Origin of the sequence: Xanthomonas sp. WHRI 6106 (genome assembly GCF_040202405.1) — a bacterium.
Taxonomy (GTDB): Bacteria; Pseudomonadota; Gammaproteobacteria; order Xanthomonadales; family Xanthomonadaceae; genus Xanthomonas; species Xanthomonas cannabis.
In genome coordinates, this window is sequence record NZ_JBEGFC010000017.1 from 44921 (window position 1) to 71298 (window position 26378).

Annotated in this window: 20 protein-coding genes; 17 read left to right on the plus strand and 3 right to left on the minus strand. The window is 65.5% G+C overall.

All coding sequences use genetic code 11. The annotated features are described in order from the left end of the window. Window positions 1-43: 43 nt before the first annotated feature. Window positions 44-2215, plus strand: a complete 2172-nt coding sequence (locus ABQZ09_RS19310) for a RelA/SpoT family protein (protein ID WP_039410369.1) — start codon at window positions 44-46, stop codon at window positions 2213-2215. 178 nt (window positions 2216-2393) lie between these two features. Here the strand turns inward: ABQZ09_RS19310 and ABQZ09_RS19315 are convergent, their stop codons facing one another. Beyond that, window positions 2394-3263, minus strand: a complete 870-nt coding sequence (locus tag ABQZ09_RS19315) for a LysR family transcriptional regulator (RefSeq protein WP_039410367.1) — start codon at window positions 3261-3263, stop codon at window positions 2394-2396. Between the two features lie 296 nt (window positions 3264-3559). Here ABQZ09_RS19315 and kdgD point away from each other — a divergent pair, with 296 nt between their 5' ends. The 11 genes from kdgD (at window position 3560) to ABQZ09_RS19370 (ending at window position 17667) form a co-directional block, all read left to right on the plus strand. Then, window positions 3560-4477, plus strand: a complete 918-nt coding sequence (gene kdgD / locus ABQZ09_RS19320; protein WP_349777664.1) for a 5-dehydro-4-deoxyglucarate dehydratase — start codon at window positions 3560-3562, stop codon at window positions 4475-4477. After that, window positions 4477-6057, plus strand: a complete 1581-nt coding sequence (locus ABQZ09_RS19325) for an aldehyde dehydrogenase (NADP(+)) (protein ID WP_349777665.1) — start codon at window positions 4477-4479, stop codon at window positions 6055-6057. Before kdgD ends, ABQZ09_RS19325 begins: the two co-directional genes overlap by 1 nt. Before the next feature lie 116 nt (window positions 6058-6173). Beyond that, on the plus strand, window positions 6174-7553 hold the full coding sequence (locus tag ABQZ09_RS19330; RefSeq protein ID WP_349777666.1) for an MFS transporter: 1380 nt from the start codon (window positions 6174-6176) through the stop codon (window positions 7551-7553). A 19-nt stretch (window positions 7554-7572) separates the two neighbouring features. Next, window positions 7573-8928, plus strand: coding sequence for a glucarate dehydratase (gene gudD, locus ABQZ09_RS19335; RefSeq protein ID WP_184556263.1), 1356 nt, complete (start codon window positions 7573-7575; stop codon window positions 8926-8928). A gap of 76 nt (window positions 8929-9004) precedes the next feature. After that, window positions 9005-10276 carry an OprD family porin gene (locus ABQZ09_RS19340; RefSeq protein WP_349777667.1) on the plus strand — a complete coding sequence of 424 codons (1272 nt, stop codon included), beginning with the start codon at window positions 9005-9007 and terminating at the stop codon, window positions 10274-10276. Between the two features lie 36 nt (window positions 10277-10312). Continuing rightward, window positions 10313-11854, plus strand: a complete 1542-nt coding sequence (gene garD / locus ABQZ09_RS19345; RefSeq protein WP_349777668.1) for a galactarate dehydratase — start codon at window positions 10313-10315, stop codon at window positions 11852-11854. Window positions 11855-12201: 347 nt separating this feature from the next. Beyond that, window positions 12202-12582 (plus strand): RidA family protein, encoded by a 381-nt coding sequence (locus tag ABQZ09_RS19350; protein ID WP_349777669.1) that lies wholly within the window; start codon window positions 12202-12204, stop codon window positions 12580-12582. Between the two features lie 29 nt (window positions 12583-12611). Then, on the plus strand, window positions 12612-14756 hold the full coding sequence (gene recG, locus ABQZ09_RS19355; RefSeq protein ID WP_349777670.1) for an ATP-dependent DNA helicase RecG: 2145 nt from the start codon (window positions 12612-12614) through the stop codon (window positions 14754-14756). A gap of 138 nt (window positions 14757-14894) precedes the next feature. After that, the gene (locus ABQZ09_RS19360) at window positions 14895-15833 is read left to right on the plus strand and encodes a nucleoside hydrolase (protein WP_349777671.1); all 939 of its coding nucleotides are present in this window, start codon (window positions 14895-14897) and stop codon (window positions 15831-15833) included. Between the two features lie 72 nt (window positions 15834-15905). After that, window positions 15906-16148, plus strand: a complete 243-nt coding sequence (locus ABQZ09_RS19365) for a type B 50S ribosomal protein L31 (RefSeq protein ID WP_039409907.1) — start codon at window positions 15906-15908, stop codon at window positions 16146-16148. A gap of 229 nt (window positions 16149-16377) precedes the next feature. Continuing rightward, window positions 16378-17667, plus strand: a complete 1290-nt coding sequence (locus ABQZ09_RS19370; protein WP_039409911.1) for a citrate synthase — start codon at window positions 16378-16380, stop codon at window positions 17665-17667. Window positions 17668-17797: 130 nt separating this feature from the next. Here ABQZ09_RS19370 and ABQZ09_RS19375 read toward each other — a convergent pair whose 3' ends face one another. Both ABQZ09_RS19375 and ABQZ09_RS19380 read right to left on the minus strand, forming a co-directional pair. Continuing rightward, window positions 17798-18448, minus strand: a complete 651-nt coding sequence (locus tag ABQZ09_RS19375) for a hypothetical protein (protein WP_039409914.1) — start codon at window positions 18446-18448, stop codon at window positions 17798-17800. 244 nt (window positions 18449-18692) lie between these two features. Next, entirely contained in the window at window positions 18693-21119 is a 2427-nt protein-coding gene (locus ABQZ09_RS19380) for a penicillin-binding protein 1A (protein ID WP_503019471.1), read from the minus strand. A 215-nt stretch (window positions 21120-21334) separates the two neighbouring features. Here ABQZ09_RS19380 and ABQZ09_RS19385 point away from each other — a divergent pair, with 215 nt between their 5' ends. From ABQZ09_RS19385 to ABQZ09_RS19405, 5 genes are read left to right on the plus strand one after another with little or no spacing between them, the layout of a single operon-like run. Next, on the plus strand, window positions 21335-22393 hold the full coding sequence (locus tag ABQZ09_RS19385; RefSeq protein ID WP_039409920.1) for a pilus assembly protein PilM: 1059 nt from the start codon (window positions 21335-21337) through the stop codon (window positions 22391-22393). After that, window positions 22393-23160 carry a PilN domain-containing protein gene (locus tag ABQZ09_RS19390; protein ID WP_349777672.1) on the plus strand — a complete coding sequence of 256 codons (768 nt, stop codon included), beginning with the start codon at window positions 22393-22395 and terminating at the stop codon, window positions 23158-23160. The genes ABQZ09_RS19385 and ABQZ09_RS19390 overlap by 1 nt, the downstream gene beginning before the upstream one ends. Continuing rightward, window positions 23157-23822: a type IV pilus inner membrane component PilO gene (locus ABQZ09_RS19395; protein WP_047695637.1), complete on the plus strand. Its 666-nt coding sequence runs from the start codon at window positions 23157-23159 to the stop codon at window positions 23820-23822. The genes ABQZ09_RS19390 and ABQZ09_RS19395 overlap by 4 nt, the downstream gene beginning before the upstream one ends. Continuing rightward, window positions 23819-24352, plus strand: coding sequence for a pilus assembly protein PilP (locus ABQZ09_RS19400; protein WP_011038332.1), 534 nt, complete (start codon window positions 23819-23821; stop codon window positions 24350-24352). The genes ABQZ09_RS19395 and ABQZ09_RS19400 overlap by 4 nt, the downstream gene beginning before the upstream one ends. 19 nt (window positions 24353-24371) lie before the next feature. Then, entirely contained in the window at window positions 24372-26315 is a 1944-nt protein-coding gene (locus ABQZ09_RS19405; protein ID WP_349777673.1) for a type IV pilus secretin PilQ, read from the plus strand. The last annotated feature ends 63 nt before the right edge of the window (window positions 26316-26378 follow it).

A 26378-nucleotide genomic window follows, 5' to 3' on the forward strand; every position in this document is an offset into this window, starting at 1 on the left:
GCAAACGTTTGCCGTCACTGCGCCGCTGGCATAGTCTTCCGCCATGAACCCAGGCCCCACTGCCCAGGCGACCGTCGTGACGTCTCCGTCTTCCGACCAGGCCATTCCCGACTACGTCCTGCACTTCGAACGCGCCGCCAGCTACCTGCCCAGCGAGCAGCTGCCGATTCTGCGCCGTGCCTGGGAGGTCGGCGCCACCGCGCATGCTGGCCAGACCCGTAAATCCGGCGAGCCTTACATCACCCATCCGGTGGCCGTGGCCGGCGTGCTGGCCGAGCTGGGCCTGGACATGGAGTCGCTGATCGCCGCGATCCTGCACGACACCATCGAAGACACGCCGCTGACCCGCGAGGAGCTGGCGTCCGAATTCGGCGAAGCGGTGGCCGAGCTGGTCGATGGCGTCACCAAGCTGGACAAGCTCAAGTTCCGCGACCGCCAGGAAGCGGCGGCAGAAAGTTTCCGCAAGATGCTGCTGGCGATGTCGCGCGACCTGCGCGTGATCATGATCAAGCTGGCCGACCGCCTGCACAACATGCGCACGCTTGGCGCGCAGAGCACCGAGGCGCGCGGCCGTATCGCCCGCGAGACACTGGAGATCTACGCACCCATCGCCCAGCGCCTGGGCATGAGCCTGATCAAGTCCGAGCTGCAGAACCTGGGCTTCCGCGCGTTGTACCCGTGGCGCCACGCCATCATCGAGAAACACATCCGCAGCCAGCCGGTGGTGCGGCGCGAATCGATGGCGCAGGTGGAAGTGCAGCTAAGCCAACGCCTGGCCAAGGAAGGGCTGGAACATCGGCTGGTCAGCCGCATCAAGACGCCCTGGAGCATCTATTCCAAGATGCACGAAGAGAACAAGTCCTTCGACCAGGTGATGGACGTGTTCGGCTTCCGTCTGGTGGTGCGCTCGGTGGCCGACTGTTACCACGCCCTCGGCGCGGTGCATGCCACCTTCAAGCCGCTGGACGGGCGCTTCCGCGATTTCATCGCGATCCCGAAGGCCAATGGCTACCAGTCGTTGCACACCGTGTTGTTCGGCCCCTACGGCTCGCCGATCGAAGTGCAGATCCGCACCGAAGAAATGGACCTGATCGCCGAACGCGGCGTGGCCGCGCATTGGACCTACAAGGTCGGCTCGGCCTCGCCCAATAGCGCGCAGAGCCGCGCGCACGATTGGATCGTGGAGCTGATCGATTCGCAGCGCGCCGCCGGCTCGTCGCTGGAGTTCCTGGACAACGTCAAGGTGGACCTGTTCCCGGACGAGGTCTATCTGTTCACGCCCAAGGGCAAGATCCTGGCGTTGCCGCGCAATTCCACCGCGCTGGATTTCGCCTACGCGGTGCACACCGACGTGGGCAACCGTGCGGTGGCCTCGCGCGTGGACAAGAAACTGGTACCGCTGCGCACCAAGCTGGTCAGCGGGCAGGCGGTGGAAATCATCACCGCGCGCTCGGCTACGCCCAAGCCGCAGTGGCTGGAATTTGTGGTCAGCAGCAAGGCGCGCACCGCCATCCGCCACCAGCTCAAGCAGCTCGAGCACGAAGATGCCGTGCAGCTGGGCCACCGCATGCTCGATCGTGCGCTGGAGGCGATGGACTCCTCGCTGGAGCGGCTGCCCAAGGGTCGTCTGGACGCCTTCCTCAACGAGCACCGCTACCCACGCCTGGAAGCCTTGCTAGCCGATGTGGCACTGGGCAACTGGATGCCGACCCAGGCCGCGCAGGCGTTGATGGCTTACGCGGAATTGCGTGGTGGCGGCCATTCCAAGCATTCGCACGAAAAGATCCTGATCGACGGCAGCGAACGCGGCGTGATCAGTTTCGCCAACTGTTGCCAGCCGATTCCCGGCGACGAGATCATGGGCTACCACACCGCCGGCAAGGGCATCGTGGTGCACCGGCTGGATTGCCCGAACCTGGCCGAGTTGCGCAAGTCGCCCGAGCGCTGGGTGCCGATCGACTGGGATTCCAGCGTGACCGGGGACTACGACACCGCGCTGGTGGTGGAAGTGGAAAACCGCACCGGCGTGCTGGCGCAGTTGGCCGCGGCCATTGCGCAGAGCCAGTCCAATATCGAACGCGTGGATTACCTGGACCGCGACTTCAATGCGGCCGTGCTGCGCTTCAATATCCAGGTGCGCGACCGCCGCCATCTGGCCGAAGTGATGCGCCGGCTGCGCCGCCTGCACGTGGTGCAGAGCGTGGGGCGGCAGTGAGAGCTGGCCGTCGTCAGTGAGTCGCGGACGAAGTGAGTCACGAACGATAGGCAGCAACTGCCGTGCACGCGTGGCACATGCGGCCGGGGTATCGCCCCCGCTAGCCTGCCGGTGAGCGCCGTCGTTGTGCCTGCCGCTCGACGTTGCTGGCGGTGAACATGCGCTTCAATCGTTGCGCTCAGGCAATCAACCGGCGCAGTGCGGGGTTGTCGTTGTCCTGCTTCCACACCAGATGCAATTCCACCGGCGTGGCCGGCGTTTCATCGCGCAGCGGCAGGTAGACGATGCCGGCGTAGCGCAGGCCGCTGGCGCCTTCCGGTACCAAGGCCATGCCCATGCCGCCGCGTACCAGCGCCAACACCGAATGGATCTGGCTGACGTACTGCACCGAGCGCGGTGCGATGCCGCGTGCGCCGAACAGCTGCGCCAGCAGGTCGTAGAAATAGCGCGCTTCGTCTGGCGCGTAATTGACCAGTGGCTGGCCGTCGAAATCCTGCAGGCGCAGACTGTCGTGTTGCGCCAGCGGCGAGTCTTCCGGCAGCGCGGCGATCAGCGGTTCGCGGGCCACGCAGCGGCTGTGCAGGCCCTGGCGCTGGATCGGCGGACGCAGCAGGCCAATATCCAAGCGGCCGGCATCCAGCGCATCCAGCTGCGCCAGGCTGACCATTTCCTTGAGTTGCAGGTCCACATCCGGCGCTTCGCTGCGCCAGCGCGCAATTGCCTCGGGCAGGAAGCGATAGCTGGCGCCGGCGGTAAAGCCCACCGATACGCTGCCGGCATCGCCGGTGCCGATCCGCCGCGCACGCAGGCCGGCGTTCTCGGCCATGCGCAGGATCGCGCGCGCTTCGGCCAGCAGGCTGCGCCCGGCCTGGGTCAGTCGCACATGGCGGCTATTGCGCTCCAGCAGCGCGGTGCCAACGCTGTGCTCCAGTAGCTGGATCTGCCGGCTCAGCGGCGGCTGGGTCATGTTCAGGCGCTCGGCCGCGCGCCGAAAGTGCAGCTCGTCGGCGACGGCCACAAAGCAACGCAGTTGCTGCAGATCGAACATGGCGAAGGTCTTGGCTGGCGACATGCTGGAATTGGATGCTGCACCCGCAACATCTGTGCATCGCCAGCGCCGATGAATGGGCGCGTAGGCGGACGTGGCGTGGCTGACGAGCGCAACCATTGGTAATTACACAGGCTCAAGAAAACCGTTGTAAAGCAGGCATTTGCGGGTCATTGCAGCGGCTGGTGAGGCGATTGATTTAATTGATGTATCAAACAATACGTCCTTTGGTTTGGACCAGCAACGATCTCCCGTCCCAGGATCAATCGCATCCCCCGTCCAGGAGCGTTTGCCCAATGAGCAGCAGATACACACCGACCGAAATGGCCCAGGCGCTTGGCGCCGGGTTGCTGTCATTTCCGGTCACCCATTTCGATACCGACCTGGCCTTCGACGAGCCCGCCTACCGCAGCAACCTGGACTGGCTGTCCTCGCATCCAGCTGCCGGCCTGTTTGCCGCCGGCGGCACTGGCGAGCTGTTTTCCCTGACCCTGGACGAAGTGAACCGCGCGGTGCGTGCCGCCGTGACCCAGACCGCCGGGCGCATGCCGGTGATTGCGCCGGCCGGCTACGGCACTTCGATCGCGATCGAGATGGCGCAGGCCGCCGAGCGCAACAACGCCGATGGCATCCTGCTGTTTCCGCCGTACCTGACCGAGTGCGATGCCGACGGCGTGGCCGAGCATGTCGAGCGCGTGTGCAAGGCGACCTCGCTGGGCGTGATCGTCTACGGCCGCGCCAACGCCAAGCTCGACGATGTGACCCTGGCGCGCGTGGCCGAGCGTTGCCCCAACCTGGTGGGCTACAAGGACGGCATCGGCGATGTGGATCGCATGACCCGTATCTACGCGCGCCTGGGCGACCGCTTGCTGTACGTGGGCGGCCTACCCACTGCCGAAACCTTCGCGCTGCCGTATCTGGAAATGGGCGTCACCACGTATTCGTCGGCCATCTTCAATTTCCTCCCCGAATGGGCGTTGGACTTCTACGCAGCCGTGCGCGCGCGCGACCACGCCACCATCTACCGCGAGCTCAACGACTTCGTGTTGCCGTACACGGTGCTGCGTAATCGCCGCGCCGGCTATGCGGTGTCCATCGTCAAGGCCGGCATGCGCGCGGTCGGCCGCCCGGCCGGGCCGGTGCGCACGCCGTTGGCGGACCTGACCGATGAAGAATTCGCGCTGCTCAAGCAACTGATCGGAGGGCGCCGCTGATGCATGCCATCACAGGTCAATCGCTGATCGGGCAGCGCTGCGTGCAAGGCAGCGGCGCGCACTTTCATGGCGTGGATGCAGCCAGCGGCGAATCGCTGCAGCCGGCCTTCGGCTCGGTGAGCGCGCAGGAGCTGGAGCAGGCTTGCGCATTGGCGCAGTCGGCCTTCGACACTTACCGCGAAACCACGCTGGAAGCACGCGCGGTCTTTCTGGAAACCATTGCCGAGCAGATCCTGGCGCTGGGCGATGCCTTGATCGAGCGCGCCATGCGCGAAAGCGGGCTGCCGCGCGCCCGGCTCGAAGGCGAGCGCGGTCGCACGGTCGGGCAGCTGCGCCTGTTCGCCACCGTGGTGCGCGAAGGCAGCTGGTTGCAGGCGCGCATCGACCCGGCACTGCCGCAGCGCGCACCGTTGCCGCGTGCGGATCTGCGCCAGCGGCATATCGCGCTGGGGCCGGTGGCAGTGTTCGGCGCCAGCAATTTCCCGCTGGCGTTTTCGGTGGCTGGCGGCGATACGGTGTCGGCGCTGGCAGCCGGGTGCCCGGTGGTGGTCAAGGCGCATGGCGCGCATCCGGGCACCTCCGAACTGGTGGGCCGTGCGATCCAGGCGGCCGTGGCGCAATGCGGCCTGCCCGAGGGCGTGTTCTCGCTGCTCTTCGACGCAGGCATCGAGATCGGTACGCAGCTGGTGGCCGATTCGCGCATCAAGGCGGTGGGCTTCACCGGCTCGCGCGCTGGCGGCCTGGCGCTGGTCAAGATCGCTGCCGCCCGCCGCGAGCCGATCCCGGTGTACGCGGAAATGAGTGCGATCAACCCGGTGTACCTGTTGCCGCAGGCATTGCAGGCGCGCGCGCCGGCCCTGGGCAAGGCCTTCGTCGGTTCGCTGACCCTGGGGGCCGGGCAGTTCTGCACCAATCCCGGCTTGCTGCTGGCCGTCGATTCTCCGGCGGTGGATGCCTTCATCGCGTCTGCGACACAGGCGCTGCAGGACGTTTCGCCGGCGGCGATGCTGACCGCAGGCATCGGCGATGCCTTTGCGCAAGGCGTCCAACGCCTGGCGGCACATCCACAGGTCGCCACGCTGGCGCGCGGCGCTGCGGCGGAATCCGGGCGCTGCCCTGCTGCGTTGTTCGGCACCGATGCCGATGCATTTCTGGCCGACGAGGCACTGCAAGCCGAAGTGTTCGGTGCCTCGTCGTTGCTGGTCCGCTGCAGGGATATCGATCAGCTGCGCGCGCTGAGCGAGCACCTGGAAGGCCAGCTCACCGCCACCTTGCACATGGATACCGACGACACCGCGCTGGCTGCCACGCTGCTGCCGGTGCTGGAGCGCAAGGCCGGCCGCATCCTGGTCAACGATTGGCCGACCGGCGTGGAGGTCTGTCACGCCATGGTGCACGGTGGCCCGTCCCCGGCCACCTCCGACAGCCGTAGCACCTCGGTGGGCACGCTGGCGATCAATCGCTTCCTGCGGCCGGTCTGCTACCAGGACCTGCCCGCCGCGTTGCTGCCTGCGGCGGTGGCGCACGGCAATCCGCTCGGCGTGTGGCGACGCGTCGACGGCGCACTGGGGCACGACTGACAGCACCGGCGGCAACCATGCCTGAGGCGTGCCGGAGGAGGGTCCGGCATGCCAGCTGCAGGCGCCATTTGGAGTACCGAAGCGCACTGCGCTTCCATCGTCATAGGTGAGGAACGATGATGGCTACCGATTCAACGACCGTCGGTTCGACGACAGTTCCGCGCAGGCGCTATTTGATCCTGCTGATGTTGTTCGTGGTGACCACGATCAACTATGCCGATCGCGCCACCTTGTCCATCGCAGGTTCCGCGGTCCAGGATGCGCTGGGCATCGACGCGCTGCAGATGGGCTTCATCTTCTCTGCGTTCGGTTGGGCGTATGTGGCCGGGCAGATTCCCGGTGGCTGGCTGCTCGACCGCTTCGGCTCGCGCCGTGTGTATGGCCTGTCGCTGCTGATCTGGTCGGTCTTCACGGCGTTGCAGGGCTTCATCGGCTGGGTGCCGGTGGCCTGGGCGGTCACCACGTTGTTCGTGCTGCGCTTTCTGGTCGGCATTGCCGAAGCGCCGTCGTTCCCGGGTAATAGCCGTATCGTGGCGGCCTGGTTTCCCACCGCCGAACGCGGCCTGGCCGCGTCCATCTTCAATTCCGCGCAGTACTTCGCCACGGTGGCATTTGCGCCGCTGATGGGCTGGCTGGTGCATGCCTGGGGTTGGGAACACGTGTTCCTGGTGATGGGTGGCGCGGGCGTGTTGCTGGCAGCGCTATGGCGCAAGACCATCTACGCACCGCGCGAACATCCGCGCCTGAGCGCACAGGAGCTGCACTACATCCAGCGCAACGGCGCACTGGTGGACATGGAGCAGGGCAACAAGCCCGGCACTCAGCCCAAAGGCACCCAGTGGCATTACGCCAAGCAGCTGCTGTGCAACCGCATGTTGCTGGGCGTGTATATCGGCCAGTACTGCATCACCACGCTGACGTATTTCTTCCTGACCTGGTTCCCGGTGTACCTGGTCAAGGAGCGCGGCATGTCGATCCTGGAAGCGGGCTTCGTGGCCTCGCTGCCGGCGGTGTGCGGCTTCATCGGTGGCGTGCTGGGCGGCTATGTGTCCGACTGCATGGTGCGGCGCGGCTATTCGCTCACCGTCTCGCGCAAGACGCCGATCGTGATCGGCATGCTGATGTCGGTGACGATGATCGGCTGCAACTACGTGCAGGCCGAATGGATGGTGGTCGGGCTGATGGCGCTGGCGTTCTTCGGCAAGGGGATCGGCGCGCTGGGCTGGGCGGTGGTGGCCGACACCTCGCCCAAGGAGATCGCCGGCTTGTCCGGCGGCCTGTTCAACACCTTCGGCAACATCGCCGGCATCACCACGCCGATCGTCATTGGCTACATCGTTTCCACCACCGGCAGCTTCGAGTGGGCCCTGGTGTTCGTCGGGCTCAACGCATTGCTGGCGGTGGTGTCCTATCTGGTGATCGTGGGCGACATCAAGCGCGTGGAACTCAAGGCGCCCCCCGGCGGCCCGTCCATGCCCGTGCCCGCACCGCTGTGACCATCCTCGGAGAATCCTCATGACCATCCACACATCACCTGCAGCCATCGGTACCACGCCGCGCATCACCGACGTGCGCGTGGTGCCGGTCGCCGGGCAGGACAGCATGCTGCTCAATCTCAGTGGCGCGCATGCGCCGTACTTCACCCGCAACGTGCTGGTGCTGCGCGATTCGTCCGGGCGCACCGGCGTGGGCGAGGTGCCTGGCGGCGCTGCCATCGCCGGGTTGTTGAACGAAGCGGCCGTACTCATGCGTGGCCGCTCCATCGCCGAGTACCAGCGCATTCTCAACCAGGTACGCACCGCCTTCGCCGACCGCGACAGCGCCGGGCGCGGGCTGCAGACCTTCGACCTGCGCATCACCATCCACGCAGTGACCGCGATCGAAGCGGCATTGCTGGATCTGCTGGGGCAGTTCCTGGATCAACCGGTGGCTGCGCTACTCGGCGAAGGCCAGCAGCGCGACGCAGTGGACGTATTGGGCTACCTGTTCTTCATTGGCGACCGCCGCAAGACCGGGCTCGATTACCGCGACGGCAGCGATGCAAGCGATGCCTGGGAAGCGGTGCGCGACCGGGAAGCCTTGACGCCGGCAGCGGTGGTGCGGCTGGCCGAAGCAGCCTATGAAAAATACGGTTTCCGCGATTTCAAGCTCAAGGGCGGCGTGCTGCGCGGAGAAGACGAGATCGAGGCCATCCACGCCTTGCATGCGCGTTTTCCGCAGGCGCGCATTACGCTCGATCCCAACGGCGCATGGTCGTTGCAGCAGGCCATCGCGCTGTGCCGCGACATGCACGGGGTCATGGCGTATGCGGAAGACCCGTGCGGGGCCGAGCAAGGCTATTCCGGTCGCGAAGTCATGGCCGAATTCCGCCGCGCCACCGGCCTGCCCACCGCCACCAACATGATCGCCACCGACTGGCGGCAGATGGGGCACGCCATCCAGCTGCAGTCGGTGGACATCCCGCTGGCAGATCCGCATTTCTGGACGCTGCAGGGCTCGGTGCGCGTAGCGCAACTGTGCCGCGACTGGGGTCTGACCTGGGGCTCGCATTCCAACAACCATTTCGATATTTCGCTGGCGATGTTCACCCACGTGGCCGCTGCCGCGCCGGGGCAGGTGACGGCGATCGATACGCACTGGATCTGGCAGGACGGCCAACGGTTGACGCGCAACCCGTTGCAGATTGCAGGCGGCCAGATTCAGGTGCCGGCCAAGCCCGGCCTGGGCGTGGAACTGGACCTGGATGCACTGGACGCGGCGCATCGCACCTATCAAAGCCTGGGCCTGGGCGCGCGCGATGACGCGGCCGCCATGCAGGCGCTGATTCCCGACTGGACCTTCGACAACAAGCGGCCGTGCCTGGTGCGCTGAAGCGTGCCGATGCTGGCTGCCCGCGCCCGGGCAGCAGCGCCTGACCGCGTGGTCAACGCAGGTGGAGAACCGAGCAATGAAAAGCATGATGGCACTCAGCGGCGCGGCGCTGCTGGCGGTCGGTGCGGGCGGCCGTGCGCGGGCGCAGGAACCGGACGCGGGATTCTGGAATGGCGCAACGGCCGAAGTCACCGCGCTCAACTTCTACTACAACCGCGATTTCCGCAGCGGCGACGGGCAGGGCAAGCGCGCCGAATGGGCACAGGGCTTCGTGGTGGATGCCAAGAGCGGTTACACGCGCGGCCCGATCGGTGCCGGGCTGGATCTGCTCGGCATCGGCGACTTCAAGCTCGATGGCGTGCGTGCCGAAGGCGGCACCGGGTTGCTGCCCAACAATGACGACGGGACCGCGCAACATGCGTTGGTGCGCGTGGCACCCACGCTCAAGTTGCGCGCCTCGCAGACCGAGCTGAAATGGGGCAGCTTCATTCCCAACGAGCCGCTGGTACGCGCCAGCATCACCCGCATCATGCCGGAGACGTTCCAGGGCGTGACGCTGGAATCCAAGGACATCCCCAAGCTCGACCTGCTGCTTGCCCGCTTCACCAGCGCCTGGTATCGCGATGGCGATTCGCGCGTGCCGATCACCTTGACCAACAAGAACCGGCGCTTTCTGGGCACGCCGGATTCGGATGCGCTCAACCTGGTATCGGCCACCTACACGCTGGCGCCCGGAACGCAGCTGCGCTATCAGGGCGCGGTGATGGAAGACATCTACCGCCAGCAGCTCTACAACCTGATCCAGACGCACACGTTTGGCAAGGACCAGCTCCGCGTCGACCTACGCTATTTCCGCACCGACGACATCGGTCAATCACGTGCCGGCCTCATCGACAACCGCATGTTCAGCAGCATGCTGTCCTGGCGCACGGGCGGGCAGGAATTCGGCGCCGGCTATCAGAAGCTGACCGGGCCCAGCGCCATGCCGTGGCCGGGCGGCACCGACGGCAACGTGTTCAACTGGACCTTCATCAACGATTTTCTCGAACGCGGCGAACGCAGCTGGCAGCTGCGCTACAGCATCGATGGCAAGCGCATCGGCATCCCCGGGCTCAGCATCATGGCGCGCTACATCAGCGGCGACAGTGCACGCCCGGCAACCTATGCGGGCGAAGGCCGCGAATGGGCGCGCGATGTGTTGACCACGTATCAATTCCAGGGCGAGCGTTTCAAGCATGTGAGCGTCATCTGGTTCAACGGCACCTTCCGCTCCAATTACCAGCGCAATGTCGATGAAAACCGTCTGATCCTGCAATACCGGCGCCAGTTCGACAGCCCCGACCGGTAATGCAGTCCACCCCACGTCTTGCAAGGTAGCCCCCCGATGTCCGCAACCCAGCAATCCACCCGTTGGCTCAGCATCCGTGCTCATGCGCGCGACAACGTCGCCATCGTCGTCAACGATGATGGCGCGCCGGCCGGCGCCACCTTCGCCGATGGCCTGACCGCCATCGAGCACATTCCGCAAGGCCACAAGATCGCGCTGGTGGACCTGCCCGCAGGCGCGGCGGTGATCCGCCTGGGCGCGGTGATCGGTACCGCCAACGCCGACATCGCGCGCGGCGCGTGGGTCAGCGAGCAGTTGCTGGCGATGCCCGAGGCACCCGAGCTGGCTGCACTGGATCTGGCGCTGCACCCCGCGCCGGAGCCCGAGCCGCTGCACGGTTATACCTTTCAGGGCTACCGCAATCGCGATGGCAGCGTGGGCACGCGCAACATCCTGGGCATCATGACCAGCGTGCAATGCGTGGTCGGCGTGCTCGGCCATGCGGTAGAGCGCATCCGCACCGAGCTGCTGCCCAGGTATCCCAATGTCGATGACGTGGTGGCGATCAATCACGTCTACGGCTGCGGCGTGGCGATCACCGCCCCGGAGGCGATCATTCCCATCCGCACGCTGCGCAATATCGCGCGTAGCCCCAACTTCGGCGGACAAGCGCTGATCGTGGGACTGGGCTGCGAAAAGCTTGCCCCCGAACGGCTGCTGCCGGACGACGCCAGCGTCGACGACAGCGGCGTCTACCGCCTGCAGGAAGCCAGCCTGGGCTTTGCCGACATGGTCGGCTCGATCATGACCATGGCCGAAGAACGGCTGCGCCATCTGGATACCCGCCGCCGCGAAACCGTGCCGGCCAGCGAGCTGGTGGTGGGCATGCAGTGCGGCGGCAGCGATGCGTTTTCCGGCGTCACCGCCAATCCGGGTCTGGGCGTGGCCGCCGACTTGCTGGTGCGTGCCGGCGCCACGGTGATGTTCTCCGAAAACACCGAAGTGCGCGACGGCATCCACCTGCTGGTGCCGCGCGCGGCCAATGCCGATGTGGCCAAGGCACTGGTGCGCGAAATGGCCTGGTACGACGCCTACCTGGCACGCGGCCAGGCCGACCGCAGCGCCAACACGACACCGGGCAACAAGAAGGGCGGGCTGGCCAATATCGTGGAAAAGGCGATGGGCTCGATCGCCAAGTCCGGCTCCTCCCCGATCAACGGCGTGGTCCCGCCGGGCGAGCGCGTCAGAGGGCGCGGCCTGCAGTACTGCGCCACCCCGGCCAGCGATTTTGTCTGCGGCACGCTGCAGGTGGCGGCCGGCATGAACCTGCATGTGTTCACCACCGGGCGTGGCACGCCTTACGGCCTGGGCATGGTCCCGGTGATCAAGGTCGCCACCCGCAGCGAACTGGCGCAACGCTGGTCCGACCTGATGGACATCGATGCCGGCGGCGTGGCCACCGGCACCAAGACGCTGGAGCAGCTGGGTTGGGAGGTGTTCCAGCGCTATCTGGATGTGGCCAGCGGCCAGCGCACCTGGACCGAGCACCACCGCCTGCACAACGACCTGGCGCTGTTCAATCCGGCGCCGATTACCTAGTCCTGGCCCTCTCGCGGGAGAAGGCGCGCCTCCCTTCTCCCGTCGGGGCATTGTCCCCTTCATGGGGGAGAAGGTGCCCCGAAGGGGCGGATGAGGGTACGTGCGCAGCCTCACGCACTACGTCACAAGCGTCCAGCAGCGCACACCTATAGCCTCACTGAAACCATGGCGCGCGCAAGCGAAAGCCAGCCGCAACCAATACCACGGCAAGACGCCCAGTCCACCGAGCAACGCGCCGCTAGTCCGCCAGCGACCGCCCGCGCGCAGCCATCCCCCATTCCCCATTCGCCCGTCAACCGCATGCGCCGATACAATGCGCGTTCGTTTTCAGCGTTGACGGAGTCGCCATGTCCCAGATCATCCATACCGACCAGGCGCCCGCCGCCATCGGCCCGTATTCGCAGGCCGTGCGTGCCGGCAACACCGTGTATTTCTCCGGCCAGATTCCGTTGGACCCGGCCACCGGCGACATCGTGCCGGGCGACATCGGTGCGCAGGCTCGTCGCGCGTTCGACAACCTTAAGGCGGTGGCCGAAGCGGCCGGCGGCTCGCTCGACAAGATCGTGCGCCTGGGCCTGTACCTCACCGACCTCGGCCAGTTCGCCGCCGTCAATGCGGTGATGCAGGACTATTTCCAGGCCCCGTTCCCCGCGCGCTCCACCATCGAAGTGTCCGGGCTGCCCAAGGGCGCCGGCTTCGAAGTCGATGCGGTGATGGTGCTCGAGTGACCGTGCGTAACTGAGCCGATCGATCCGTCGTGCCGCGCGCGCGTCCCGCTACCCCGGCCCTGGCCGTCGCCGGCCAGGCCTCGCTCGCCAGCCTGCCCGGGGTCGGCCCGAAAGTCGCCGAGAAATTTGCTGCGCGCGGCATCCTGAGCGTGCAGGACCTGTGGCTGCATCTGCCGCTACGCTATGAAGACCGCACCCGCCTGACCACGATCGCGCAGCTGCAGAGCGGCGTGCCGGCGCAGATCGAAGGGCGGGTCGATGCGGTGGAACGCGGCTTCCGCTTCCGCCCGGTGCTGCGCGTGGCGGTCTCGGACGACTCGCACGGCAGCGTGGTCCTGCGCTTCTTCCATTTCCGTGCCGCACAGGTGGCGCAGTTTGCGGTCGGCACGCGCGTGCGCGTGTTCGGCACCCCCAAGCCCGGCCAGCAGGGCTGGGAAATCGTGCACCCCAGTTATCGCGTGCTCGCCCCGGGCGAGGATGCCGGCCTGGGCGACAGCCTGGACCCGGTCTATCCGGTGCTCGAAGGCGTTGGTCCGGCGACATTGCGCAAGCTCATCGGCCAGGCGCTGGAGCGCTTGCCACCGGAGGCGGCACTGGAGCTACTGCCGCCGCGCTGGCTGCAGGACGAGCGCCTGCCATCGCTGCGGACGGCATTGCTGACCATGCATCGGCCGCCGGTGAATACCGACCCGCAGCAGTTGCTCGCCGGCGGGCATCCGGCCCAGCAACGCCTGGCCATCGAAGAATTGCTGGCGCATCAACTCAGCCTGCGTCGCCAGCGCATCGCGCTGCAGCGGTTTCATGCGCCGGTGTTGCCCGGCAATGGCACCTTGGTGCAGCAATTGCGCAGCGTATTGCCGTTCCAGCTCACCGACGCGCAACAACGCGTGTTCGAACAGATCGCGCACGACCTTGCCCAGCCATCGCCGATGCTGCGGCTGGTGCAGGGCGATGTCGGCAGCGGCAAGACCGTGGTCGCTGCGCTGGCGGCGATGCTGGCGGTGGAGCAGGGCAAGCAGGTCGCACTCGCCGCGCCCACCGAACTGCTGGCCGAGCAGCATCTGACCAATCTGCGCGGCTGGCTGGAGCCGTTGGGCGTGCGCATCGTCTGGCTGGCCGGCAAGGTCACCGGCAAGGCGCGCGCCGCGGCGATGGCCGAGGTTGCCTCCGGCCAGGCGCAGGTGGTGGTGGGCACGCACGCACTGATGCAGGAGGCGGTGGTCTTCCATGACCTGGCGTTGGCCATCATCGATGAGCAGCACCGCTTCGGCGTGCACCAGCGCCTGGCATTGCGCGACAAGGGCGCAGGCGCCGGCAGCGTGCCGCATCAGCTGGTGATGACCGCCACGCCCATCCCGCGCACACTGGCGATGTCGACCTACGCCGATCTGGACGTCTCGTCCATCGACGAACTACCGCCCGGCCGCACGCCGGTGCAGACCATCGTGCTGAGCGCAGAACGCCGCCCCGAGTTGGTCGAACGCATCCGCGCCGCCTGCGCCGAAGGACGGCAGGCGTACTGGGTGTGCACACTGATCGAAGAAAGCGAAGACCCTGGCAAGGGCGCGCCAAACGGGCCGCCACGCATCGAAGCGCAGGCCGCAGAAGTCACCTTCGACGCCTTGTCGGCGCAACTGCCCGGCGTGCGCGTCGCACTCGTGCATGGCCGCATGAAGCCGGCTGAGAAACAAAAGGCCATGCTCGATTTCAAGCAGGGTCGCAGCGATCTGCTGGTCGCCACCACCGTGATCGAAGTCGGCGTGGACGTGCCCAATGCCTCGCTGATGATCATCGAAAATGCCGAGCGCCTGGGCCTGGCACAGTTGCACCAGCTGCGCGGCCGGGTCGGGCGCGGCGCGGCCGCTTCCAGTTGCGTGCTGCTGTACCAGGGCCCGTTGTCGATGATGGCGCGGCAGCGTCTGGAAACCATGCGCCAGACCAACGACGGCTTCGTGATCGCGGAGAAGGACCTGGAATTGCGCGGCCCCGGTGAATTGCTCGGCACCCGGCAGACCGGCCTGGCCAGCTTCCGCATCGCCGACCTGGCGCGTGACGCCGGCTTGCTGCCGCGCGTGCAGGTGCTGGCCGAACGGCTGCTCGCCGACGCGCCGGAAATCGCCGACCGCGTCGTCGCGCGCTGGATCGGTGGCGCGGTGCGGTATGCGGCCGCTTGAGCGGCCGGGAATCGGGAGTCGGGATTGGGGATTCGTCAAGGCGGCGTTGCTGCGACCTGCACGTGTCCGGAATTCGCGCGGCTCGCCGATCCTTGCGAAGATGCCGCAACGAATCCCGAATGCCCGATCCCGAATCCCATGACAAAAACAATACCGCTGCTGATCGATACCGACCCGGGCGTGGATGACGCGCTGGCGCTGCTGATGGCCTTCAACGACACCCGCCACGAGGTGGTCGGGCTGACCATCGCCGCCGGTAACGTCGGCCTGGATCACACCGTGCGCAACGCCTTGAAGGTGTGCGAGATCGCCGGGCGCACCGATGTGCCGGTCTACGCTGGCTGCCCGCAGCCGCTGCTGCACCCCTCGGTGGATGCGGCGCACGTGCACGGCATCGATGGCTTCGGCGACGTGGGTCTGGCACCGGCCAAGCGCACTGCCGAGGCCGAGCATGCGGCGCTCGCCATCCTGCGGCTGTCGCACGAACACGCCGGCGAGCTGCTGCTGGTCGCGCTTGGCCCGCTGACCAACCTTGCGCTGGCGCTCACCCTGGATCCGACCCTGCCGCAGCGCGTGGCACGGCTGGTGGTGATGGGCGGAGCGCTGACCGGGCACGGCAACATCACCGCGGCGGCCGAGTTCAACATCGGCTTCGACCCGGAGGCGGCGCACATCGTGTTCCGCGGCTTCCCGCAGTTCGACGTCGCCGACTGGGAGGCCACCATCGCGCACGGCCTGTTGCACCGGGACGTGGAGCAGTGGCTGGCCGCCGATACCCCCCGCGCCCGCTTCTACGAGGAAATCTCGCGCAAGACCCGGCTGTGGTCCGAAGACAGTCGCGGCGAGTACTGGTATGCGGCCGATGCGCTGGCCATGGCGTTCGCCCTGCATCCGGAAGGCTCGCAGAAGCTGGAGCAGCGCCCGGTGCACATCGAGCTGTCCGGCACGCATACCCGCGGCATGACCCTGGTGGACTGGAACCGCCAGGGTGGGGCGCCCGACAACGCCAACCTGCTGCTGGCCTATGACCTTCAGCAGTTCTACGGCCTGGTCGGGGCCGCCCTGGCCGCCAGTTAGGGCCCGCCTTGCGCCGGGCGAGTGGGGGCCGCTATAATACCCGGCTTATCCAGGCAGCCCGGCGCCAAGTCCATGAAAGATAACGTGCATCCCAACTACAAAGACGTCGTCTTTCACGACGTGACGTCCGATTTCAAGATTCTGACCCGTTCCACCATGAGCTCGAAAGAGACCGTGAAGTGGGAAGACGGCCAGGAATATCCGCTGGTCAAGGTGGAAATTTCCTCGGCGTCGCACCCGTTCTATACCGGCAAGCACAAGGTGATCGACACCGGCGGCCGTATCGACAAGTTCCAGAAGCGCTACGCGCGCTGAACTTGCAGGACGGGCTGTACCGGCAGCGGCCGCGCATTGCGCGGCCGTTGTTTTTTGGGTCGCCCGCGCTTCGTTTGCGTGCCCCCGGCCAGTGCGTCTACGACTTCTGTCCAAGCGACGGCCAAAATGCTGCTGTGCGATAATGACGTGATCCGAGGCGACGCCTTGGACTTCCATCACGTGCCTGCCCATGTGGGATCAGGCGCCTTCCACTGAAGGAGCGTACACAGTGTCCGATCTTGATCAGGTCACGCTCAACGCCGGCGACAAGTCGGTCGTTCTGCCGGTTCTCAAGCCCACGCTGGGCAATGACTGCGTCGATATTTCCAAGCTGACCAAAGAAACCGGTCTGTTCACCTACGACTCGGGCTTCACCGCCACTGCCAGCTGCAAGTCGGCCATCACCTACATCGATGGCGACAATGGCGTGCTGTTGTACCGCGGCTACCCGATCGAACAGTTGGCCGAGAAGTCCAGCTTCCTGGAAGTTTCGTACCTGCTGATGAACGGCGAACTGCCGACGGCGGACGAATTCAAGAAGTTCGACCACGAAGTGACGCATCACACGATGATGCATGAGTCGCTGAAGAACTTCCTCGGCGGTTTCCGCCACGACGCGCACCCGATGGCCATGCTGGCCGGCTCGGTCGCTTCGCTGTCGGCGTTCTACCACGACACCCTGGACCTCAACGATCCGGAGCAGCGCCGTCAGGCCGCCATCCGTCTGATCGCCAAGGTGCCGACCCTGGCAGCTGCTGCGTATCGTTATTCGATCGGCTGGCCGATCCGCTACCCGCGCAACAACCTGAACTACGTCGACCGCTTCCTGCACATGATGTTCGAAGTGCCGAGCGAGCCGCTGGAGATCAACCCGGTCGTGGCCAAGGCGCTGGATCTGCTGTTCATCCTGCACGCCGACCACGAACAGAACGCCTCCACCTCGACGGTGCGCCTGGTCGGTTCGACCGGTGCCAACCCGTACGCGTCGGTGGCTGCTGGCATCACCGCACTGTGGGGCCCGGCACACGGCGGCGCCAACGAAGCGGTGCTGAAGATGCTGGAAGAGATCGGCACCGCCGATAACGTCGAGTCCGCCGTGGCCAAGGCCAAGGACAAGAACTCCTCGTTCCGTCTGATGGGCTTCGGTCACCGCGTCTACAAGAACTTCGACCCGCGCGCCAAGATCATCCGCGAGATGACCCACAAGGTGCTGGGCGAGCTGGGCGTCAACGACCCGTTGCTGGAAGTGGCGTTGAAGCTGGAAGAAGCCGCGCTGAAGGACGACTACTTCGTGCAGCGCAAGCTGTACCCCAACGTCGACTTCTACTCGGGCCTGATCTACAAGGCGCTCAATATCCCGGTGGAGATGTTCACCGTGATGTTCGCCATCGCGCGCACCGCCGGCTGGGTGTCGCATTGGCTGGAACAGCAGGTCGACCCGGAAATGAAGATCGGCCGTCCGCGCCAGATCTACACCGGCTACGACAAGCGCGACTACACCGACAGCGCCAAGCGCTAAGCGGTTTCAGGTTGTCTGCGTGAGCAAAACGCCCCGCACCGCGGGGCGTTTTGCGTTGTGGCTTGCGGTCTGCCGGATGAGTGATTGGACCTCCACGCCTTAGTCCGTGGCGCCACGCGCTCGGTACGGCTCAGGGCAGCTGCTGTACGTAACCCTGGCGCTCGTCATCGGCCAGCAGTTGCCGCACCTGTGCCGCCGAGGCGCGCGGCATCGGTTTTTCGTCCAGCTGCGACAGCGGTGCCTGCCGCAATGCGTCGTAGGGCAGCACGGTCAGGTCGAAGGTGAGCTCCTCGGCACTGAACAGCCACACGGGGAAGTCGCCAGTGCGGTCGCGATCCAGGCGCAGACGACGGGTGCGCGCCTCGGCCGGAATGCGGTGGTCTTCCAGAAACCGCTGCACTGCATCCGTATCGTCGCTATGCAGCTGCAATTGCACCGGCGCGTTCGCATCGGCAGTGCCGTCCAGCACCGGGCCGGTCAGTCGCGGCTGAAACGGGCTGAGAAATTCCAGTGCACGCACGGCCGCTTCGCGGCGTTGGCGTAGACGCACGCCATGCTCGGGTCCGGCGAACAAGCGTTGGTATTCGCGCAATGCATCTTCGATCTCGCGGTTGCGCGGCAACGAGGCATCGTCATGAATGCCGAGCCGGCTGGCGGCCTTGAGCTTGGCCTGATGAAAATCGCGAATCCCGCCCTCGGCCATCAGGCGGGCGGCCTCATGCGCCAGACGATGGCGACGCTCCCGGGTGCGTGTATCGGCGTGCTCGCGTGCGTGTTGCATGACCTGGCTCCCCTGATGAACCTGGGCTCGACTCTACAACAGCTGCATGAAGACATGGCGAATGCGTCGCGCCATGTCGAGCACGAACCGCGTCGTACTGCCGACTTCGCTCAATCAGGCAATCAGCCACGAACGGCAGCTGCCTGTTCGCGTCACTGCAACTGCCTCACCCGCCCAAGAAAAAGGGGAACCGGAGCAGCCCCGCTGTTCCGATTCCCCATTCCCGAATCCCGAATCCCGGCCCTTAAAAAATATCGAAGGCCTTCTCGTCCTGCTGCTCCTGCAGGCCGTAGTCGTAATCCTGCAGGCGATCCAGGTCCTCGTTCTTGACCCATTCGACCGCGCCATTGATGGTGGCCTGGGTCATGCCATCGGGCGGGTCATTGGCGGCGATCGGCTTGTCCTTGAGTGCCACGCGCATGTAGTCGATCCAGATCGGCAGGGCGGCCTTGCCGCCATATTCGCGATAGCCCAGCGAGCGGAAGTCGTCGCGGCCCACCCACACGGTGGTGGCGTAGGGGCCACCGAAGCCGGAGAACCAGGCATCGCGGTGGTCGTTGGTGGAACCGGTCTTGCCGCCGACGTCCTCGCGGCCGAGCACCTTGGCCGCGGTGCCGGTACCGCGCTGGACCACGTCGCGCATCATCGACACCAACTGGTAGGCGGTGCGCTCGTCGATGGCGCGCGGGGCGATCTTGGTTTCGGCAATCGGTGCCGGCGCGGCGTCTGCCGGCGTGGGTGCGGCATCGGCTACCGGTGCCGGCGGTGTTGCCGGTGCCTGCGCGCCGAAGTTGAAACCGTCCACCACCTGGCTGACCGGGGCGACATTGCCGCCCTGCAGCGCGCAGGTGCGGCAGGCCACGGCAGGCACTTCCTTGAAGATGACATTGCCATCGCGGTCCTTGATCTCATCCACGATCCAGGTGTCCACGCGTGAGCCGCCGTTGGCGAACACCGCATAGCCGCGTGCCACCGAGAGCGGGGTCAGCGACGCGGTGCCCAGCGACATCGACAGGTTGGGCGGCAGCTCCGCTTCCTGGAAGCCGAACTGGCTGATGTATTTGCGTGCGAAATCGACGCCGATCGCGTCCAGCAGCCGTACCGACACCAGGTTGCGTGACTGCACCAGCGCCTCTCGCAGGCGCATCGGGCCGCGGAATCCGCCGCCATCGTTCTGCGGCGACCAGGTCTTGCCGCGACGGTCGCGGAACACCACCGGCGCATCCAGCACGATCGAGGCCGGGTTGAAGCCCTTTTCGAAGGCCGCCGCGTACACGAAGGGCTTGAAACTCGAGCCTGGCTGGCGGCGTGCCTGGGTGGCGCGATTGAACTTGTTGCCGGCAAAGCTGAACCCGCCGACCAGTGCGCGCAGCGCGCCGCTGTTGGCGTCCAGCGACACCAGGGCCGCCTGGCCACGCGGCAGCTGGTCGATGATCCACTCACCGTCCTTTTCGCCCGCCCGGATGCGGGTCAGGTCGCCGCGTGTCAGCAGCTTGGCGGGCGTCTTGCCGGTCCAGCGGCTGGCCGAGGCAGGCAGGGTGAGTTCGGTCTTGTCGTGCTGCACGACGGTGACGCCGCCGTCAGGGTTGCTGCGTGCCACGATCACCGGGCGCAGCCCGCCCTGGGTGAACACCCCGGACAGATGCTTGGCCAGTGCCGGCGTGTCGGCATCTGCGGCCACGTCGACGTGCTGCTCCACGCCATGCCAGCCATGACGATGGTCGTACAGGCGCAGGCCGTCGTTGATGGCGGCGTCCGCGCCCGTCTGCAGCGTGGCATCGATGGTGGTGGTGACGTGGTAGCCCTTGTTGAGCACATCGCCACCGTACTTGGCGATCATCTCCTGGCGGACCAGTTCGGCCACGTACGGCGCGTAGACCTCGACCGGCGGCTCGTGCGGCTTGGCATGCATCGGCACCGCCTTGGCGGCATCGGCTTCGGCCTGGCTGACGAAACCCAGGTCGGCCATGCGCTGCAGCACGTAGTAGTCGCGCCGTTCGCGGGCGCGTTCCGGGTTGCTGATCGGGTTGCCGCTGGACGGGAACTTGGGAATGCCGGCCAGCGAAGCCATCTCGTCCAGGCTCAGCTCACTCATCTTCTTGCCGAAGTAGTACTCGGCGGCCGCACCCACGCCGTAGGCGCGATTGCCGAAAAAGCTCTTGTTGAGATAGAGCTCGAAGATCTCGTCCTTGCTCAGCTCACTCTCGATCTTGCGTGCCAGCAGGATCTCGGCGAGCTTGCGGGTGTAGCTGTACTCGGAACTGAGGAAGAACTGCCGCGCCACCTGCTGGGTGATGGTCGAGCCGCCCGGCACGCGCTTGGCGTCGGTGGTGGCCAGCAGCCACACCGCACGGCCGATGCCCTTGTAGTCCACGCCCCCGTGCTCGTAGAAACGCGCGTCCTCGGTTGCCAGGAAGGCCTGCTTCAGGCGCAGCGGCACGTCCTTCATCTGGATCGGATAGCGCCGGGTCTCGCCATACACGGCCATCAGGCGGCCATCGCTGGCATACACGTACATCGGCTCCTGCAGCTCGACCTGCTTGAGCGACTGTACATCGGGCAACTTCGAGGAAATGGCGTAATACAGGCCGCCGGCAGCGATAGCGCCAAGCAGTGCGAGCACGACGAGCGCGGCCAGGATCCAGCCCAGCCAACGGCGAATACGGGGCATGTAAGAGAGATTCCGATTGCAGATTTCTTGGTCACAGAGTATAGATGACGCCGGGTTTGGCTGGGGCCGGACTCTGGGGATCGCAGAAGACAGCAAGGGGGTCACGGTCGCGAGGTCATTGCCTTGCGCGTGAAGGGCTTGTCAACTGTTAAAATTTGATTATTAATACGAGGGCGCAGACATGCGTCCAAGTGCCCGTCGGCAGGGGAGTTACCGTGGGGCTTTTACCCAAGAGTCAGTCGCCACTGATTGGTGTCGATATCAGTTCCACTGCGGTCAAGCTGTTGCAGCTGTCGCGCAGCGGGAATCGTTTCCGCGTGGAGCACTACGCGGTTGAACCGTTGCCGCCCAATGCGGTGGTGGAAAAGAACATCGTCGAAGTGGAGGCGGTCGGCGAAGCCATTCGCCGCGCCATCAACCGTTCCGGCAGCAAGGCCAAGAACGCGGCAGCTGCCGTGGCTGGCTCGGCGGTGATCACCAAGTTGATCCCGATGCCGGCCGATCTGGACGACAGCGACATGGAGGCCCAGGTCGAACTGGAAGCCACCAATTACATTCCGTACCCGATCGAGGAAGTGAATCTCGACTTCGAGGTGCTGGGCCCGATGCCCAACAGCCCGGACATGGTCCAGGTGCTGCTGGCCGCCTCGCGCTCGGAAAACGTGGAACTGCGCCAGTCGGCGCTGGAACTGGGTGGCCTGACCGCCAAGGTGATGGACGTGGAGGCCTTCGCGGTCGAAAACGCGTTCGCCCTGGTCGCCAGTGAACTGCCGGTCGCCGCCGATGCGGTGGTGGCGCTGGTCGACATCGGCGCCACCATGACCACGCTCAGCGTGCTGCGCTCCGGGCGCAGCCTGTACAGCCGCGAACAGGTGTTCGGCGGCAAGCAGCTCACCGACGAAGTGATGCGCCGTTATGGCCTGACCTACGAAGAAGCCGGGCTGGCCAAGCGCCAGGGCGGGCTGCCGGAGAGCTACGAGGTCGAAGTGCTGGAGCCGTTCAAGGAAGCGACGGTGCAGCAGATCAGCCGTTTGCTGCAGTTCTTCTATGCCGGCAGCGAATTCAACCGCGTCGACTGCATCGTGCTGGCCGGCGGGTGCGCCGCTCTGTCACGCCTGCCGGAGATGGTGGAAGAGCAGCTGGGCGTGACCACCGTGGTCGCCAACCCACTCGCACAGATGACGCTGGGCCCGAAGGTTCAGGCCCATGCGCTGGCGCTGGATGCGCCCGCTTTAATGATCGCCACCGGCCTGGCCCTGAGGAGCTTTGACTGATGGCAAGAATCAATCTATTGCCCTGGCGCGCCGAGCGCCGGAAGGCGCGCGAGCGCGAGTTCTATTCGATGCTGGGCTTCGCCGCATTGGGCGGCGTGCTGTTGTCGGCCTTGATCTGGTTCTACTACGACGCGCAGATCACCGGCCAGACCGAGCGCAATGCGTTCCTGACCGCCGAAATCGACAAGGTCAAGGCGCAGAACGAAGAGATCAAGGAACTCGACAAGAAGAAGGACCGCCTGCTTGCGCGCAAGAAGGTGATCGAGGAGCTGCAGGCCAACCGCTCGCAGATGGTGCACCTGTTCGATTCGCTGGTGCGCACCATTCCCGACGGTGTGGCGCTGACCAACATCAAGCAGGACGGCGACATCCTGACGCTGGAAGGCCGCTCGCAATCCAACGCCCGCGTCAGTGCCTACATGCGCAACCTCGAAGGTTCGGGCTGGATGACCAATCCGGACCTGTCGATCATCGAGGCCAAGAGCCAGGACAAGGCCGGGCAGCCTGCCACCTCGTCGATGGACACCAACACGCTGCCGTACGTGTTCACGCTCAAGGTCAAGCTGGCCAACCCGAACGAAGCTGACAAGAACGGCACTACGCCGGGCGTGGTGGATCCGGCCGCGCCGGGTGCAGCACCTGCCGGTGCCGCGCCTGCTGCTCCGGCAGCGGCGCCTGCGCCCGCAACGTCGCCGGCCGCGGCGCCTGCACCGACGCAGGCAGCACCGGCGCCCGCCAACCGGCCGCAGGAGGGGGCGGCGTCATGAGTAAGAAATCATTCAAGCTCAGCGATCTGGATTTCAACAACATCGGTGGTTGGCCGCAGCAGGCACGCATCGTGTTCTGCGTGGTGGTTGGCCTGTTCATCCTGGTGCTGGCCTGGTTCTTGTTGATCAGCGGCAAGCGCGATGAGCTGGAAGGGCTGGAAGGCACCGAATCCCAGCTGCGCGCCGAGTTCGAGACCCAGCAGGGCCGTGCGGTGAATCTGGAGCCGCTCAAGCAGCAGCTCGCGCAGATGGAGCAGGTGCTGCAGCAGATGCTGCGTCAGCTGCCCAGCAAGACCGAAATGCCGGATCTGATCATCGATATCTCGCAGACTGCGTTGTCCAGCGGCCTGTCCAACGAGCTGTTCCAGCCGGGACCGGAATCGCCGAAGGAGTTCTACGCCGAGAAGCCGATCGCCCTGCGCATGGTGGGCAGCTACCACCAGTTCGGCGCCTTCGTCAGCGGCGTGGCATCGCTGCCGCGCGTGGTGATCCTGACCATGCACGACATCAACCTCAAGCCCAAGGATGCCAAGGCTGGCATCACACCGCGCGGCGCGCTCGAGCTATCCGGCACGGTCAAGACCTATCGTTATCTGGACGATGAGGAAATGGCCGAGCAGGAGAAGGCGGCGGCCGACGCGGCGAAGAAGGGCGGCCAATGACCATGAAACTGCTCAAGATCCTGTCCTGCGTGGCGCTAATTGCTGTATTGCCGGCGTGCACGCGCGGGGTGACCAGCACCCCGGGCGATGCGCCGAATCTGGAAGCCTGGGTGGCCGAAGTGCGCGCGCGCCCTGCGCCGCCGCTGGAGCCGTTGCCGGTGATGCAGCAGTTCGAGACGTTCGAATATGCCGCGCAGGTGATGCGCGACCCGTTCAGCGATGCCTGGGTCAGTGCGGAAGGCGGCAACGGCACGCGTCCGGATCCGAACCGGCGCAAGGAGCCGTTGGAGGCCTTTCCGCTCGACGCGCTCGACATGGTGGGGACCATTGGGGGCGGCTCGGGTCTGATCGCGCTGGTGATGGCACCGGACAAGGTGACCTACCGCGTGCGGCCGGGTGTGTATCTGGGACAGAGCGATGGCCGGGTGACCGGGGTCTACGAAGACCGCATCGAGCTGATTGAACTTGTGCCGGACGGTGCGGGTGGATGGCTTGAACGGCCGGCCGCGCTCGCATTGGATGATCAATAAAGTGATAGGGGATAGCACGATGACGTTTTCCAATGCCCAGCGGCTGCGTCCGGTTCGACGCCACGCGATGCTCCAGGCCTGCGCGTTGGGATGCGCGCTGGCGCTGGCCGGCGGCAGCGCGTTTGCCGCCGCCGCGCTGACACAGCCCGCGCAGGACCCTGCCAAGACCGCTCCGGCGAGCCTGGCGGTGTCCAAGATCGATTTCAAACGCGGTGACGATGGTGCGGGCCGCCTGATCCTGAAGTTCGACGGGCAGGGCGCCAGTCCCGATCTGCGCACGCAGGGCGACAACGTGCTGGTGGACATCAGCAACGCCAGGCTGCCGCCCGAGCTGCAGCGCCCGCTCAACGTCACCGACTTCGCCACGCCGGTGCAGCGGGTGGAGGTCAAGCCGTCCGGTTCCGGCTCGCAGCTGGTGCTGTCGACCAAGGGCGCCTTCGATTCGCTGGCCTATCAGACCGGCAACGAATACGTGGTGGAAATCACTCCGCGCAAGGGCCAGCCCGCGGTCGGTGGCGTCAGCGCCGCAGCCGTCACCCAGGCAGCGGCGCAGATCGCCGCGCGCGGCTACAGTGGTCGCCCGGTGACGTTCAACTTCCAGGACGTGCCGGTGCGCACCGTGCTGCAGCTGATCGCCGAAGAGTCCAACCTCAACATCGTCGCCTCCGACACCGTGCAGGGCAACGTTACCCTGCGCCTGATGAACGTGCCGTGGGACCAGGCGCTGGACATCGTGCTGCGCGCCAAGGGCCTGGACAAGCGCCGCGATGGCGGCGTGGTCTGGGTTGCCCCGCAGCCGGAGCTGGCCAAGTTCGAGCAGGACAAGGAAGACGCCCGTATCGCGATCGAGAACCGCGAGGACCTGATCACCGATTACGTGCAGATCAATTACCACAATGCGGCGGTGATCTTTAAGGCGCTGACAGAGGCGAAGGGGATTGGCGGTGGTGGCGGTGGTGGGCAAGGCGGACAAGGTGGTGCCGGTCAGCAAGATAATGGCTTTTTGTCGCCACGCGGACGTTTGGTTGCTGATGAACGCACCAACACTTTGATGATCAGCGACATTCCGAAAAAGGTCGCGCAGATGCGCGAGTTGATTTCGCATATTGATCGCCCGGTGGATCAGGTGTTGATTGAAAGCCGCATCGTGATTGCGACCGATACGTTTGCGCGCGACCTAGGCGCGCGCTTTGGTGTCACCGGTGCAACGGGTCGGGGCATCTTGAGCGGTTCGCTGGAAAGCAATGTCAACTACCTCAATACCTCTGCGCAAGCTGGTCTGGAAATCGCCAATGGTGGTACGCAGACAACGTTGCCAGCTCATCTGTTTCCGTCCGGCCTGAACGTTGATCTTGGAGCTGGTGGTTTCACGAACAGCGGCGCCGCGGGTCTTGCTTACACGCTGTTGGGCTCACATTTCAACCTGGACATCGAGCTGTCGGCGATGCAGGAGGAAGGTCGCGGTGAGGTCGTTTCGAATCCGCGCATCGTGACGGCCAATCAGCGTGAAGGCGTAATCAAGCAGGGCCGGGAGATCGGCTATGTAACCATCAGCGGTGCCGGTGTCGCCGGCGGCGGTTCGCAAGCCAACGTGCAGTTCAAGGAAGTCCTGCTCGAGCTGAAAGTGACGCCGACGATTACCAACGACAATCGGGTCTTTCTCAACATGAATGTGAAGAAGGACGAAGTCGCTCGTTTTATCGATCTGCCGCAATACGGGACTGTGCCGGAAATCAACCGTCGCGAAGTCAATACGGCTGTGCTTGTGGCCGATGGCGAAACGGTTGTGATCGGTGGCGTTTACGAATTCACGGACCGCGAGAGCGTGTCGAAGGTGCCGTTCCTGGGCGACATCCCGTTCTTGGGTAATCTGTTCAAGAAGCGCGGCCGCAGCAAGGAAAAGGCCGAGTTGCTGGTCTTTGTTACCCCGAAAGTGCTGCGGGTCGCAAGCGCAGCGCGGTAACGGCACTGGACACCGACAGGAGGGCCGCGCAAGCGGCCTTCTTTTTTTCACTTCTTGTGCGCA